Below are 14,120 nucleotides of genomic sequence, written 5' to 3' on the forward strand. Positions count from 1 at the left end.
CAGGTAAAAAACTGGCGCAGCATAGCGGCTAAAGCTTATGACCATTTATATGAATAAAATCTAACGTTATAACCAGCCCTTGAATCGCAATGCACCCAGAGCATGGAAAAGCCTTTTGCGTTGCGCCCGCCACAACCCCTGGCAATCGACAGCGGCCTCGCCCCCTGCGCCTGACTGGCGCTGTTTTCAGTCCTGCAATGAGCTTGCGTACCTCTGCTCCCTGGCATCCGGTATTCTGCTGGGCGCTCGCCGGGGCAGGCCCATCGCCGCGCCCGGGCTCGCCCCATTCCCCCAAGGAAGGTCCATGACAGCCGACGAGACCCCGTACCAGACCGAACAGCAGCGCATTCGCTTCAGGCGCCTGAAACTGCACCAGCACGCGCCCGAAGCAGGCAACTGGGGACTGGCACTGTCCGGTGGCGGCATCCGCAGCGCCACGTTCTGCCTGGGGGTCCTGCAGGCGATGGCGCGAGCCCAGGCCCCGGGCCAACCAGCCGCCAGCCCGGGGGCTTCTCCTGCGGAAAACAGCCTGCTGTCGCGTTTCGACTATCTCTCCACGGTCAGTGGCGGTGGCTATATCGGCAGTTTCTTCTCCAGCCTGTTCCTGCCCGGGCGCCTGCGGGACAAGGCTCCCCTGGAGCCGGAAACCCAGGCCGCCCATGACGCCTACCAGGCGCTGCGTTTCGAGCCACCAGGGCGCATCAGCACCGGCGTCGACTACAGCGAACGCCCGGTAGGCCAGGGCCCCGCGGCCTGGCTGCGGGAAAATGGCCGCTACCTGACGCCTACCGGTTCCGGCGACATGCTCTACGCCCTGGCCATGACCTGGCGCAACTGGCTGTCATTGCATGCCATGCTCGGGATGCCGATCCTGCTGCTGCTCAGCCTGCTGAGCCTGTTCCAGGTGCTTAGCCAGGCCAGCCTGTTGCTGTGGCCGCTGATGGCTGCCCTGCTCTTCGCCTTGCCCTGCGCCGTGGCCTACTGGCTGGTGATTCCCCGTGGCGACCTGGACCAGCCCCCGCGACTGGACAACGGCGCATACCGCAGCTTGCTGGTCATCGTCGCCGGCCTCTGGGTTGGCGGCGGCCTGGCCTATGCCCTGGCTCAATGGCAGGCAGCGGGAGGCCTGGCCCTGGCTGCCGCCCTGGTGGGTAGCAGCGCACTGCTGATCACCCGGCAATTGGTGCGCCACCTGGCCAACGATCGCGACCCGGGCCGCAACAGCACGTGCAGCAATTGCGTGCGCAACTATCGGGTACAGGTCACCCGGGCCCTGGGCCGGGCCATGGCGGCAGTGCTGGTGCTGGGTTTCCTGGCCTTGCTGGTGACCGCTGCCCAGGCCCTGTACGAGTACCTGCAGGCTTACCAGGCCCTGGGCACCATGGCATCGCTGGCCCTGGTGATGTGGCTGGTCCGGCGCCTGGTCGTGCTCAAGGACGAGAAGCCGCTTCCGGGCTGGATGCGCAAGCTGCCCCTGGATGTCCTCGCACTGATCGCCGGAGCCCTGCTGCTGACCTTGCTGTGCCTGTGCTGGGCGTTGCTGGTGCAATGGGTCGCCCATGATGGCGGCACGCCGTCCTACAGCACGGCCACGGCCTGGCGCCTGTTGCTCCTGAGCCTGCTGGCCGCTTCGCTGGTTTGTGTCAGTGGACGCTTCATCGGCTTTCTCAACACCTCCTCACTGCACGCCTTCTACAGCGCCCGGCTGACCCGTGCCTACCTGGGGGCGTCCAATGGCCGGCGCTTCAACGGGCCGGCACGGCAACGCCGGACCTACCTGAGCGTGGCCGAACCGATGTCCAGCGACGACCTGTCGTTGCAGCAGTACTACGCCACGCCCAGCGCCGGGCCGGTGCACCTGATCAACGTCACCATGAACCTCACGGTGGACCCTGCCGAACAGCTGGTCCAGCGCGACCGCAAGGGCCAGCCGCTGTGCATCGCGCCGAATTGGGCCCCGGCCCTGGAGGGGACCTCCGGCCTTTGCGAAGGCCCGGCGGAAGGCTACACCCTGGATGGCAAGCCCTACCGCCGCGACCTGCACCACACGCCCTCCTCGGAGATCATGCAGCCCCTGAGCCTGGGCCAGTGGATCGGGGTGTCCGGCGCGGCCTTCAGCACTGGCCTGGGCCGTGCCACCAGCCTGGGCATGTCGCTGGTGCTGGGCCTGGCCAACGTGCGCCTGGGGATCTGGTGGCCCAGTCGCTTCCTCGACCCTGGCCAGCAGCATTGGGTCCGGCAGGACCTCAAGCCCTGGACCTACTACAGCACCCAGGCCTATCTGTTCTATGAGTTGACTGCACGCTTCCACGGCTACCGTCGCGACTACCAGTACCTGTCCGACGGCGGGCATTTCGAGAACACCGCCACCTATGAACTGCTGCGCCAGGGACGCCAGGTAAAGCTGATCGTTACCTGCGATTGCGGCTGCGACCCCGACTACCGCTTCGATGACCTGGCCAACCTGGTGCGCCTGGCGCGTATCGACCAGGCCCTGGAGATCCGCGAGGACCCGGGCGTGCTTCAGCATCCACTGCTCAAGACGGTGTTCGCCAGCCAGGAGCAGTTCCGCCAGCCACCTGGCGCCGACAGCCGCCAGTGCGCGCTACTGCTCAATGTGCATGCCCATACGCCGGGCTGCGAGAGCGGCATCGCCACCCAGCCCCATTGCCGGATCCTGGTGCTCAAGCCGCGCCTGATCGCCGGGCTGGCCCCCGACGTGCGCAATTACGCCCGCAACAACCCGGGCTTTCCCAACCAGAGCACCGTGGACCAGTTCTTCGACGAAGCGCAGTTCGAGAGCTACCGGCAACTGGGCCTGGAGATCGGCCGGACGCTGTTCGGCCAGGAGGGACAAGCCAACGAGATAGCCGAGGCGCTGTGGCGCTATCTCGATGGTGAAGCAGCGCTCTAGCTCAGCGTGGCTGGTACGCCTTGACCGCCTCCAGCCATTGCGCCTGAAGGCGCTCCTGCTGCGGGTCGATGCCCTGTTCGGCCAGCAACGCCAGATGCCGCTCCACCTCGCCGAGCATCTGCCCATGGGCACTGGAGTTGGCATCGAGCTGGTGCATCTGGCCCAGCCCCAGGTGATAGAAACGCAGCAACTTGAGGGCGGCCGGATCGCGGGCGGCCACCCCGGCGGTGACCTGGTGCATGACGTTGGTCACCCGCATCAGGCTGCGCTTGAGGCGCCAGCCATAGACCGCTGCCGCCATCCAGGGTTGGCTCCAGAACACACTGCGCACCAGGGCGATGCACACCAGCAGGCCGACGCCCACCCCAGTAGCGTTCCAGACCAGGTTATCGCCGCCGCTCTGGCCGAACAGGGCCACGGCGGCGCTGGAGAACAGCATGGCCAGGGCCATGAACACCAGGGCGACGATCAGGGTGCTGCGCCGGGTCTGCCGACGGTAGAGCTCAGGGTCCTGGGGGGTGATGACGAACATGGGGCGATGGACTCCACTGGCAAGGAAATGGGCGGGCATTATCACCGCTGGCGGCCACGGCGGTGACGAAAATCGCCGCACAAAACGGAAATATCCCCTCGGCTTGATCCAGGTCGGTATTCACCGCTACCGCTCCCGGGGCCGACGGGGGCGCAATGCGCGTCCCAGGCGCCGCCAACCCAGCACCACGCCACTGACGCTGATCAGCAAGCCACCGGCACTGAACAGCAACATCCACAGGTCCCACAGTGGTCGCTTGCTCAGCAGCGGCAGCCAGTCCCAACTGTGCAACAGGGCGAACAGCCAGCGCGAGGCACGCCGTGGCTGGTCCAACTGGCCCACCACCGCACCGGTGTAGAGATCCAGGTGCAACCAGGTCCGGGCCGGATCGTCGAAGCGCACCCGCAGTGCCGGCAGGCGCTGCTGCAGATGACCGAGCATGCTCTGGGGCTCCCGGGCGTAGTAATAGAAGTCATAGGCCTGTAGTCGCTCGACCTGCAGCGGTTGACCAGGGCTGATGGCCTGGGCTGCCTGTTGCAGGGTGCGGGGCTCGAACCGCAGCAGCACCCGGTCCGCGGCCATGTCCAGGATCCGCGTGCGCCCGGCGCTGTCGTAGCCGATCACGTAGCCCTGGCCGGCGATCATTCGCCACTCCAGCTCCCGGGTCTGCAGGCCATCATCGGCGAAGCGCTGCAAGACCTGCCCGGCGGTCACGGGGAACGCCCCGGCATCGAGGCTCGCTCCCTGATAGGCCGCCAGCGACAGCGGTCGGGCACTGCTGAAGACCGTCCACGGGTTCATCGACATCAGGCCACTGAAGATCCAGGTGATGGCGAGTACCCCGAACAGCAGGCCGCCCAGGTGATGCCAACGGGCAAAGCCCTGGTAAGGCGAGCGCGAGCCATTGCGATAGGTACGGCCAAAGCGCCAGCGCATCAGCCCCACCGCCAATCCCAGGACCGCCATCAATGTCGCCCCCAGGGACAGGTAGGTGACGATCGGCCCCCAGGCACCATCGATACCGATGCCACGCAATGCATACAGCCAATGCAGCCAGGCACCGATCCAGTTCCAGGCCCGTTCGTTGGCGGTGGCATCGCGCACCACTTCGCCGGTACTACCGGAGACATACAGCAACCGATCCTCGGCATCGGCCACCGCCACCCGATGCAGCGGCCGGTCGCCATCCAGGGCCCGGGACAGGCTCCAGGTGTCCTGCTCGACCACGCCACGCTCGCTCGCCGCCACCCCGGGAGCGAACTGGTGGGCCGCCGCCAGCGCCTGGGGCCAGTCGGTGGGTGGAATCAGCTGCGCGCTCCGGGCATCCACCGCCACTTTGTGCGCCCGGGGATATTCCAGGACATAACGCGGGGTTCCGGCCACCGTGAGCAGGCGCAGGCTGGTCGGCGCTTGCCCGTTGCCGGCGGCCGCCAGCACCCGCTCCAGGCTGGCCCCCGCCTCGTCCAGGACCAGGGGCGGCAAGTGCGCCAGGCGTTCGGCGGGGGTCAGCTTGGGATATCCGACATACAGCATCACGGCGCCGGAGATGAACCACAGGGCCATGAATAGGCAGGCGACGATCCCCAGCCAGCGGTGCCAGAGGTACAGGTAACGCTTCATCACATCGATCTCGCAGCGATGCGGGGCACCCCGGGCGCCCCGCCGGTTCAGGTCAGAAGCGCGTTTGCAGCGCCAGCTCGAAGGTCCGCGGCGCCCCCAGGTACAGCTGGGTCGACGCGGTGCTGCGGGCGTACACCCGGTCGGTGAGGTTGCGTACCCGGGCGGTGACCCGGGTATCGGCATCGACCCGATAGCCGACGAAGGCGCCGAAGATCGCGTAGCCCGGTGCATAGCGGGTGTTGGCCGCGTTGGCGTACATCGACGACACATAACGGCTGTCGGCCCCCACCTGCCAGGACGGGGCCAGGTCGTAGGTCAACCACAGGTTGGCCACCTTCTCGGGAATGTTGGTGGGACGGTTGCCCTTGCGCGATACCGGCCGGCCGCCGACGTTTTCATAGAACTCGTCGTACTGTGCATCGACATAGGCGAAGTTGCCCTCGGCCAGAAGTTTGGGCGTGACCCGCAGCGACGCCGCCAGCTCGACCCCGCGGGAAGACTGCTGGCCCACCGGCTGGCTATTGCCGGGGTTGGCCGGGTCGGCGGTGGACAGGTTCTTGCGTTCGATACGGTAGGCCGCCAGGGTGGCCGAGCCGCGCCCTTCGAGGAAGTCGAACTTGCTGCCGATTTCCCACTGGTTGCCGGTGCTCAGGTCGAAGTCGCGCACCTGGCCATAACTGGCGGTGGTGAGGACCCCAGAGGGCGGATCGGCGGCAGTGCTGTATTGCACATAGACATTGGCCGTCGGGGTCAGCTCGTAGACCAGCCCCAGGCGTCCGGTGGTAGGCCGGTACTTGCGCTGGAAGAACGCCGGGTTGGCAGCGTTGACGGCCCGGTAGTTGGTCACTTCCAGGTCGATCTGGTCATGGCGTAGGCCGCTGAGCAAGGACAAGCGCTCGCTGAGTTGCAGGCGGTTTTCCAGGAACAGCGCCCAGGTGTCCACCTGGTTGCGCCGGTTCTTGTCGAAGCTGCGGCGCACTCCGGGCAGTTTCCAGAAGCTACCGGGCTCGAAGCGGTCCGGGTCGACCTTGTCCACCGGGTCCGGCAAAGACAGCGGGTAGTTGCTCATGACGTTGTGGCTGTAGTCGATGCCCGCCGACCATTGGCTGTCCAGGCCGAACACATTGTTCTGATGCAGCAGTTCGAAGCGATTGCCGTTGAGCTCCTGGGCATGGCGCTGGAGCAAGATGCCGGAACGGATCACCTGGGAGTTGTCGGCGTTGTAGGCGTAGTTCTCGACGTTGCGGTATTCGCGATCGGCGTTGTAGTGGTACAGGGTGTTGCGCAGCGAGGTGGCGTCATCGACCTGGTAGTCGATGATCGAGCGCAACCAGCGCACCCGCTGCTCGTAGCGACCGTCTTCGACGTTGTAGTTCTCGAAGCGCCGGCTGCGCTGCACTTGCATCTTGCCCTCCAGCGGTGCCAGGGCCGGGGTCCCCCAGTAGGGACTGTCGACACGCTCGTCCTGGTACTCGAAGGCCAGGGTGTGGGAGAGCTGGTCGTTGATATCCGTCAGCAGGGAAAAGGCCAGGGTCCAGGCATCGCGTTGCTCGCGGTCGATGTAGCCGTTGCTGGTGCTGTGGTTGAAGTCCAGGCGCGCGTAGTGCCGGGGGCCCGGCCCGGCGTTGAGGGCGTGGTTGAACCCCAGGGACAGGTCGCGGCTGTCGTAGGAGCCGTAGCTGATCCGCCCTTCGTTGAACGACTCGCTGCGCGAGGCCAACTTGGTGATGTAGTTGATGGAGCCGCCTACGGCCCCAGCGCCGTAGAGAAAACTCGAGGGCCCGCCCACCGCCTCGACCCGATCGTAGATCCAGCTGTCCACCGGTCGCGCGGCGATGGAGTCGTACTGCACGCTGATGCCATTGAACAGCTGGGTGATTTGCGGGCCGGAGAAACCGCGATAGGACACGAACCCCGGGATACCCGGCGAGGAAGCGGCGTTCATGCCCGGCATGCCCAGTAGTACATCCTGGGTCGTGGCGGCGCCGCGCTGCTCGATCTGCTGGCGCTCGACCACGCTGATCGACGCCGGGGTCTGCCTGGGAGTCAGGCCCAGGCGCGAACCGGTGGTGCCCTGGGTATCGAGTTGCAGGCCGAACTTCTTCTGTTCATCGGCGCTGATACGCATCTGCGGCAATTCCAGCGTGCCCTCGGCCAGGGCGTTGAAAGACAGGGCGCAGCACAGCGCCGCGCAGCTTGGAGAGCGATACAGGTACTTCATAGTCTCGGACTCGGAAAAGACCATCGAATGCCGCCCACCCGTGGCCACGCGAACGCGCGCACGGCAACAGGCCAGGGACGGCAGGGAGGCGACCGTGATGGATCGCCGGGGAGCCAGGTCAGCTCAGAGGGGGAGCCCGAGGGTTGAGAGGCGGCCAGCCATAGCGTGGCGGCGCCTTGTCATGTTGCGCGACCTTGGGTCGTTGCGGGCACTGGCGGCGCAACAGCCAGGCCAGGCAGAACAGCAGCCCCAGGCCCAGGGTGACAGCCGAGCACAGCGGGCAGACCAGGGTATTGAGCCAACCGGCACCTGCCTGGTCGCTGAAGTCGGTGTCGACCGCCGGGCCCTGGTTGCCTAGGGCGGAGCAGAACTGCCCGCCTACTCCATTGAGCTCCAGCCCTGCCACCTGGCCATGACCCAATCCGCAGACGAACACGTTGAACAGCACGCAGAAATACAGCGTCCAGGCAACGTGGCGGCGATAGGGCGAGGTGCGAGTCATGGGGCGCAAGGTTAACAGCCGGCAACGCCGTGGAAAATCACCGTTACATTTTTCCTGAGCACGCCCCCCAGCGCTTCGTGTGGCGGCTGCGCACCCGGTCGCAGCCTCGCTCGCTCGGCAGCGGCTACAAGGGCTGGCACAGCTTGGTGTAGGCACTGCCGCAGGCTGCGCACGAGCCGCCGGGGATCGTGCGCTCAGCCAGGGATACCACGCTGGCGGGCGCTCATTCGCGGTCCAGGGATTTTACCGCCAGGATGCTGCCCGGCATCGAGTACAGCGCTCTCTCGGTGGTACTGCCGATCAGCCGGCCGAAGCCGCTGCGGTGCACGGTGCCCATGACCACGGCGTCCACCAGGTATTCATCGACGAACTGGGCGATGCCCGGGACCGGTGGCCCCATGATGAAGTGGCGGAACTCCTGGGGTACGTTGTGCTCATCCCCCAGGCGCTCGAACTCCTGGTGCAGGGAGTCGCGCAACTCGTCCAGGCAACTGACGCTCCAGGCCGTGGAAGCCACCGGCGCCACGCCGTCGAGCATTGGCATCAGGTCATAGGCGTACAGCAGGTGCAGTTGCGCGTCGCACTGCAAGGCCAGGGCATTGGCGGTGCGGATGATCTGGGCATTGAGGCCGCTGATCTGGGTATCGGACTGGGCTGGGTCCACCGCCGCGACGATCCGCCGTGGCAGGTTGTTCGGCGCATCGTTGACCAGGTGCACCGGCACCGGGGCGTCGCGCAGCAGGTGGCAGTCCAGTGGTGTGACGAAGACCCGCTTGAGCGCCGATTCCAGGGTCACGTCCTTGATCAGCAGGTCAGGCTTGAACTCGGCGATGTAGTCCAGCATGTCCTTGAGCACCTGGGTGCTCCAGATCACCTGGGTGCTGACTTCCACGCCCTGCTCGCGCATCCATTGCGCCTCCACCTGTAGCCAGTGCTCATGGCGTTGCAGATAAGCCTGGCGCTCGCTGTCCTCCAGGTGTTCTTCCCACAGGTAAGTGCGCGCTGGCGGTTCGACGAACACCAGGGCATGCAGCTTGGCGCCACTGGCCCGGGCCAGGGCGGCGGCCCGCCGGGCCGCGGGAGACTGGTGCTGCTGGGGATCGGCGATCAGCAGCAAACGCTGGTACTGGCTCATGGTGCACCTCCTTGTTGGGCAGTGGCCTTGAGTGTCGAGCCTGGCAGCCACGGACGCCTTGATACGCATCAACGGCGCCAGCGCTTCTCCATAAAGACTAGCGGCGCAAGCCCGGCAAGCACAGCAACAGGGCCATTGCGCCGCATAGGCACAGGCTCGCCCCCAGGGCCTGGCCCCAACCCACCAGCAGCAATCCGGCACCGATCAACAAGTAATAGAACAACCCGAACAGGGCCCCGGCGCTGCCCAGTCGGTCGCTATAGGCCGCCAGGGCCGAGCCGAGGATATTCGGGATTGCCAGGCCGAAACCCAGCACCACTGCGCCCATGGGCAACACCAGCCACAGGCTGTGTTGCAAGGCCAGCACCCCCAGGCCTCCGGCCAGCACCGCCAGGGCCGCCAGCACCAGCAGCCGGGCACTCTGCCAACCGCGTCCGAGCAACCAGCGATTGCACCAGGCACCACAGCCGGAGCCCAGGGCCAGCAACGCGCCGCTGTAGCCGAACCATTGCTCGCCCTGGCCCAGTTGGCGGAACAGGAAGGGGCCGAGGCTGTAGTAGCTGAGCAAGGCAATGTTGAACGCCGCCACCAGCAGCGCCGAGCGCCAGATACCGGTATCGCGCAGCATCTGCCACAGGGTCCCGACCAGGGGCGCCAGGGGCTGGGCCGGCGGACGGGTTTCCGGCAGCGCTCGGGCACAACAGGCGAGCAATATCAGGGCCAGCACCAACAGCGCGCCCAAGGCTCCGCGATACCCCAGGGCCTGGGTCAGGCCCGAACCGACGAACAGGCCAATGGCCGGGCTGGCCGCCAGCACCATGCCCACCAGGGAGAACACCCGGGCCAGTTCACGCCCCTGGAACAGGTCCCGCAACAAGGTCTGGGTCACCACCGAGCCAGCCGCCACGCCCATGGCGGCCAGGGCCTGGCAACACAAAAAGGCAGCGAAGTCGTTGGCCAGCAGCCCCAGGCACTGGGCCAGGGCATACAGGGCCAGGCCGCCCAGCAACGCCGGGCGTCGGCCCCAGCGATCGCTCAGGCGGCCCCACAATACAACGCCCGGGGCAAACCCCAGGATGAATACCGAAAGGCTCTGGGCCGCCTGTTCCGGGGGCACGCCGAAGGCCTGGCCGACATCGGCCAGGGCTGGGCTGTAGAGGGTCTGGGCGATCTGCGGGAACATCAGCAAGATCATGGCCAGGGGCATTAAGGTACGGGGATTCATCAGAGTGCTCGGCAAGAAAAACATGCCGACGATTCTAGGCAGGCAGCATTGGCGTATTATCGAAGCCCTGCCAATAAACATCGGAAACCAGACAACCATGGCATGGATCGAGCCCCAGGCCCGCTTCGACCCGGACGCCTTCACTGCCCCGGTGGTCGGCATCGCCGCAACCCTGGGCGACCACGATTCCGGCCTGCACCAGCACCGGCGCGGCCAGTTGCTGTACACCCGCCAGGGCTGCACGCGCATTACCCTGGCCGACCGCCTGTGCCTGCTGCCGCCCTCGCGAGCGGCATGGATACCGTCTGGGGTCCGGCATCGCGCCCAGATGCAGCAAAGCGTGGATTACCGCTCACTGTACTTCTGCCCCGAACTGGCCCCGCGGCTGCCCGCGGAGGTGGCGGTGATCGAGGTCACCCCATTGCTGCACGCGGTACTGGAGCCCATGGCCCAGGCTGCCTTCGATTGTGACTGGGGCCAGGGGCGCTACCCGCACCTGCTGGGCTTGTGCCTCGAGGAAATCGCTACGGCTTCGCGCCAACCGCTGTCCTTGCCCCTGCCCCGGGACAAACGCCTGCAACCTCTGCTGGACGACCTGCAAAGCCTGCCACCGGAACTGCAGGTGCTCTCGACCCGAGTCGGTGCCAGCAGCCGGACCATCGGTCGCATTTTCCAGCGCGAGACTGGCCTTGGCTACCAGCAATGGCGGCAGCAATGGCGGCTGATGCGCGCCATCGAATTGCTCGCCACCAGGCGCAGCATCAGCTACAGCGCCTTCGAATTGGGTTTTGCCAGCGACAGCATCTTCATCGCCTTCTTCAAGGCCATGACCGGTACCACGCCCCGCGCCTACTTCAAGTGAAACTCGACGCTTCAGGCCTGGGGCAACTTGCGAAAGCCCACCGCCAGGCGATTCCAACTGTTGATGGTGGAAATCGCCATGCTCAGGTCGACGCATTCGCTGGGGCTGAACTGGCTGGTCAGCAACTCGTAGTCGGCGTCCGGTGCCTGGGTCTCGGCGAGCCGGGTCAGGGCTTCGGTCCAGGCCAGGGCGGCACGCTCGCGAGGGGTGAAGAACGGGCTTTCGCGCCATACCGCCACGGCGAACAGGCGACGCTGGGTTTCGCCATGCTTGAGGGCATCGACGCTGTGCATGTCGACACAGAAGGCACAGCCATTGATCTGGGACGCTCGCAGCTTGACCAGTTCGACCAGGGATTTCTCCAGGGGCAGTCGCGAGACCGCAGCCTCCAGGGCGAGCATGGCCTTGAGGGCCTCGGGCGAGGCGGTATAGAAATCCAGGCGTGGTTGCATGAGGGGAAACTCCGGGTCAGTGAGGATGCCGCCACGTTACGCCAGCCCCTGGTCGTGACCAATGACCAATCCCTGGGAACTTGGCTAGACCAATACCTGGTGCTTCGTGTAGCCGCTTGACCTGCTGGTTCGTGTCGCCCGCTCGGTTTATGCAATAGGCTTGCGAGCGCTTATCGGCGGGCGCTGCCTCGCCAGCTCGGCAGCGGCTACAGCAACTGGCGCGGCTGGCGGATGGTTGGTCGGCGCGCCTCAGGTGCGGCTACGCAGCCATTGCATGAAGCCTTTCCTGGCCACTGGCTTGGGCAGCGCCTGGGTCAGGCTCTGGGCCATATGCCGGCGGAAATCCAGCAGGTTCCTCATGGCATCGTTGATATCGTGGCGGGCATCCAGGCACGGCTTGAGGAATTCATTGTCGATGCGATACAGGCTGCAGAAAGTCTTGGCCGAGAACTGCGCCAGGGTCGCCTCCTCGGACACCACCCCGGCCTCGCCGATCACCTCGCCCGGCCCCATGCGCCCGGCCTCGAACGGCTGGCCTTCACGCTGCATGGTCACCGACACCACCCCCGACTCGATGATGAACAGATGATCGCTGACCTCGCCGGCCGGCAAGATGGTCTCGCCGGAGCGAAAGGTCTGCAATTGCATGTTCTGGCTGAAGGTGTCCTTCTCCTCCTGGCGCAGGGTGGAGAAGATGCTCGAGGTATCCAGCAATGCCCGGGGCCGGGACAAGGCCACCGGCTGGCTGGTTTCGGTACTGGACAACAATCTGACGCCACTGGCCTGCAGATGACGGAACGCCAGGTCGAACAGTTGGTTACGCACTTCACGCTTCTGCCCCATGCTGGCGACGAAACCGCTGATCTCATATTCCGCGCCACTGCTGCTGGTGCTTTTCATGGCCACGCTGGCAGCCGGACTGGCGAGCAGGAAGCGGCAACCCAGGGTCGCCCGCTCCAGGGCCTCGATCACTTTCTGCGGGCGGGCATGGGGGCTGACCTGCAAGCTCACCGACAGTCCGTGGACATCGCTGGGCCGGCTGAAATTGGTGATCTTGGCCTTGGAGGCCAGGGAGTTGGGAATCACCACCATGCTGCCCTGGGAGGTCTGCAGCCGGGTCGCGCGCCAGTCGATGTCCACCACCCGCCCTTCGGTGCCGTCGATGGCGATCCAGTCATCGATCTGGTAGGGCTTGGTGGTGTTGAGCACGATCCCGGAAAACAAGTCGCTGAGGGTGCTCTGCAGCGCCAGGCCGACGATGATCGCCAGCGCCCCGGAAGTGGCCAGCACCCCCTTGACCGGCAACTCCAGCACATAGGCCAGGGCCGCGATGATGGCGATCAGGAAAATCACCGCCCCCATCAGGTCCTGCAGCAAGCGTCCGGTATGGCCGACCTGCTGCATCATCAGGGTCCCCAGCAGCACCGTCAGGGTCCGTGCGCCGAACAGCCACCAGCCAATCTCCAGGCCGGTCGCGGCCAGGTGCAACGGTATGTCGTCCGGCCAGGGCGCGGCCTGCAAAGGGTTCATGCCCTGGTTGAACAGCATCAGGCTGTAGAGGCAGAAGATCAGGACCCGTACCGCCAGCTTCCAGTACTCGCCGCGGGCGCCTATCACTCGCCACAGCACGATATCCAGGAACAGCAGGAACAGCGCGGCCAACAACGGATGGTCGGTGAACAGGGAAAACATCGAGGCGCTCCGGCAAGACGAGGACGGCAAGATCGCACGAAAGGGCTTGCAGCAGGTATAGCCGCAAAAACCGGGCATGGAGGGGAAGAGGTAAGCCGCCGGGATACGACGGCTTCAGGGGCCTATCAGGTGTAGCCGCTGCCGCAGGCTGCGCACGGCCCGGCACGAGTCGCCCAACCTGCCTGCGCGATGAACCGGGGTACCGCGCATCGACGGGGGCTGCCAGCCTCGCGGGCTCGGCAGCGGCTACCAGGACTGGCTTACTTGCCCTGGGTCAGGGTGTTGTAGCTGGTCATCAGGTTGCGGTAGTCGGGGATGTGGTTGGAGAACAAGGTGCCCAAGCCCTCGATGTCGTTGCGCCAGTCACGATGCAGCTCGCAGGCCAGGCCGAACCAGGTCATCAGTTGGGCGCCGGCGGCGGACATGCGGTTCCAGGCCGAGTCGCGGGTCAGCTCATTGAAAGTGCCGGAGGCATCGGTGACCACGAATACCTCGAATCCCTCCTCCAGGGCCGAAAGCGCCGGGAAGGCCACGCAGACTTCGGTCACCACGCCGGCAATGATCAGCTGTTTCTTGCCGGTGGCCTTGACCGCCTTGACGAAATCTTCGTTGTCCCAGGCATTGATCTGGCCAGGACGGGCAATGTACGGCGCATCGGGGAACAGCGTCTTCAGTTCGGGCACCAGCGGGCCATTGGGGCCAGTTTCGAAACTGGTGGTGAGGATGGTCGGCAGCTTGAAGTACTTGGCCAGGTCGCCCAGGGCCAGGACGTTGTTCTTGAAGCGATCGGGGTCGATATCGCGCACCAGCGACAGCAAGCCGGCCTGATGGTCTACCAGCAGAACGGCAGCGTTGTCCTTGTCCAGGCGTTTGTAAGCAGTAGTCATGATGAAGTCCTCGCTAATGATCGATGCCGGGCAATCCGGCCTGAGTGAAGCCCGTGCACACACCACCCGAGGGTGGCG

The 14,120-nt window shown here is 65.6% G+C and carries 11 protein-coding genes; 2 read left to right on the forward strand and 9 right to left on the reverse strand.

The features are described from left to right. The first annotated feature begins 304 nt into the window (after positions 1-304). Positions 305-2,914: a patatin-like phospholipase domain-containing protein gene (locus C4K39_RS29590; protein ID WP_124348127.1), complete on the forward strand. Its 2,610-nt coding sequence runs from the start codon at positions 305-307 to the stop codon at positions 2,912-2,914. 1 nt (position 2,915) lies between these two features. On the opposite strand, the gene C4K39_RS29595 is transcribed toward C4K39_RS29590, so the two are convergent. The 6 genes from C4K39_RS29595 to C4K39_RS29620 form a co-directional block, all read right to left on the reverse strand. Continuing rightward, entirely contained in the window at positions 2,916-3,446 is a 531-nt protein-coding gene (locus tag C4K39_RS29595) for a DUF3087 family protein (RefSeq protein ID WP_068582805.1), read from the reverse strand. A gap of 126 nt (positions 3,447-3,572) precedes the next feature. Next, a complete protein-coding gene (locus C4K39_RS29600; protein ID WP_124348128.1) occupies positions 3,573-5,066 on the reverse strand; it encodes a PepSY domain-containing protein in 1,494 nt (497 codons plus the stop codon). A 52-nt stretch (positions 5,067-5,118) separates the two neighbouring features. Further along, positions 5,119-7,287: a TonB-dependent receptor gene (locus C4K39_RS29605; RefSeq protein ID WP_124348129.1), complete on the reverse strand. Its 2,169-nt coding sequence runs from the start codon at positions 7,285-7,287 to the stop codon at positions 5,119-5,121. Positions 7,288-7,405: 118 nt separating this feature from the next. Then, positions 7,406-7,789 (reverse strand): DUF2946 domain-containing protein, encoded by a 384-nt coding sequence (locus C4K39_RS29610; RefSeq protein WP_068582797.1) that lies wholly within the window; start codon positions 7,787-7,789, stop codon positions 7,406-7,408. 223 nt (positions 7,790-8,012) lie between these two features. Continuing rightward, positions 8,013-8,924 carry a universal stress protein gene (locus C4K39_RS29615; RefSeq protein ID WP_124348130.1) on the reverse strand — a complete coding sequence of 304 codons (912 nt, stop codon included), beginning with the start codon at positions 8,922-8,924 and terminating at the stop codon, positions 8,013-8,015. Between the two features lie 97 nt (positions 8,925-9,021). Then, entirely contained in the window at positions 9,022-10,149 is a 1,128-nt protein-coding gene (locus C4K39_RS29620; protein ID WP_124348131.1) for an MFS transporter, read from the reverse strand. Between the two features lie 97 nt (positions 10,150-10,246). Here C4K39_RS29620 and C4K39_RS29625 point away from each other — a divergent pair, with 97 nt between their 5' ends. Beyond that, complete coding sequence (locus tag C4K39_RS29625) at positions 10,247-11,011, forward strand: AraC family transcriptional regulator (RefSeq protein ID WP_124348132.1); 765 nt, start codon at positions 10,247-10,249, stop codon at positions 11,009-11,011. Positions 11,012-11,022: 11 nt separating this feature from the next. Here the strand turns inward: C4K39_RS29625 and C4K39_RS29630 are convergent, their stop codons facing one another. From C4K39_RS29630 to ycaC, 3 genes are all read right to left on the reverse strand, one after another. After that, positions 11,023-11,463, reverse strand: a complete 441-nt coding sequence (locus C4K39_RS29630) for a carboxymuconolactone decarboxylase family protein (protein ID WP_068582788.1) — start codon at positions 11,461-11,463, stop codon at positions 11,023-11,025. A gap of 249 nt (positions 11,464-11,712) precedes the next feature. Beyond that, positions 11,713-13,155 carry a mechanosensitive ion channel family protein gene (locus C4K39_RS29635; protein ID WP_124348133.1) on the reverse strand — a complete coding sequence of 481 codons (1,443 nt, stop codon included), beginning with the start codon at positions 13,153-13,155 and terminating at the stop codon, positions 11,713-11,715. A gap of 260 nt (positions 13,156-13,415) precedes the next feature. Continuing rightward, positions 13,416-14,042 carry an isochorismate family cysteine hydrolase YcaC gene (gene ycaC / locus C4K39_RS29640; protein ID WP_022639815.1) on the reverse strand — a complete coding sequence of 209 codons (627 nt, stop codon included), beginning with the start codon at positions 14,040-14,042 and terminating at the stop codon, positions 13,416-13,418. Between the last annotated feature and the right edge of the window lie 78 nt (positions 14,043-14,120).

Source organism: Pseudomonas sessilinigenes (assembly GCF_003850565.1).
Lineage (GTDB): Bacteria > Pseudomonadota > Gammaproteobacteria > Pseudomonadales > Pseudomonadaceae > Aquipseudomonas > Aquipseudomonas sessilinigenes.

Excerpts from the sequence above, each read along its gene's own strand:
- C4K39_RS29590 (WP_124348127.1), top strand. The coding sequence starts at position 305 with ATGACAGCCGACGAGACCCCGTACCAGACCGAACAGCAGCGCATTCGC.
- C4K39_RS29595 (WP_068582805.1), bottom strand. The coding sequence starts at position 3,446 with ATGTTCGTCATCACCCCCCAGGACCCTGAGCTCTACCGTCGGCAGACC.
- C4K39_RS29600 (WP_124348128.1), bottom strand. The coding sequence starts at position 5,066 with ATGAAGCGTTACCTGTACCTCTGGCACCGCTGGCTGGGGATCGTCGCC.
- C4K39_RS29605 (WP_124348129.1), bottom strand. The coding sequence starts at position 7,287 with ATGAAGTACCTGTATCGCTCTCCAAGCTGCGCGGCGCTGTGCTGCGCC.
- C4K39_RS29610 (WP_068582797.1), bottom strand. The coding sequence starts at position 7,789 with ATGACTCGCACCTCGCCCTATCGCCGCCACGTTGCCTGGACGCTGTAT.
- C4K39_RS29615 (WP_124348130.1), bottom strand. The coding sequence starts at position 8,924 with ATGAGCCAGTACCAGCGTTTGCTGCTGATCGCCGATCCCCAGCAGCAC.
- C4K39_RS29620 (WP_124348131.1), bottom strand. The coding sequence starts at position 10,149 with ATGAATCCCCGTACCTTAATGCCCCTGGCCATGATCTTGCTGATGTTC.
- C4K39_RS29625 (WP_124348132.1), top strand. The coding sequence starts at position 10,247 with ATGGCATGGATCGAGCCCCAGGCCCGCTTCGACCCGGACGCCTTCACT.
- C4K39_RS29630 (WP_068582788.1), bottom strand. The coding sequence starts at position 11,463 with ATGCAACCACGCCTGGATTTCTATACCGCCTCGCCCGAGGCCCTCAAG.
- C4K39_RS29635 (WP_124348133.1), bottom strand. The coding sequence starts at position 13,155 with ATGTTTTCCCTGTTCACCGACCATCCGTTGTTGGCCGCGCTGTTCCTG.
- ycaC (WP_022639815.1), bottom strand. The coding sequence starts at position 14,042 with ATGACTACTGCTTACAAACGCCTGGACAAGGACAACGCTGCCGTTCTG.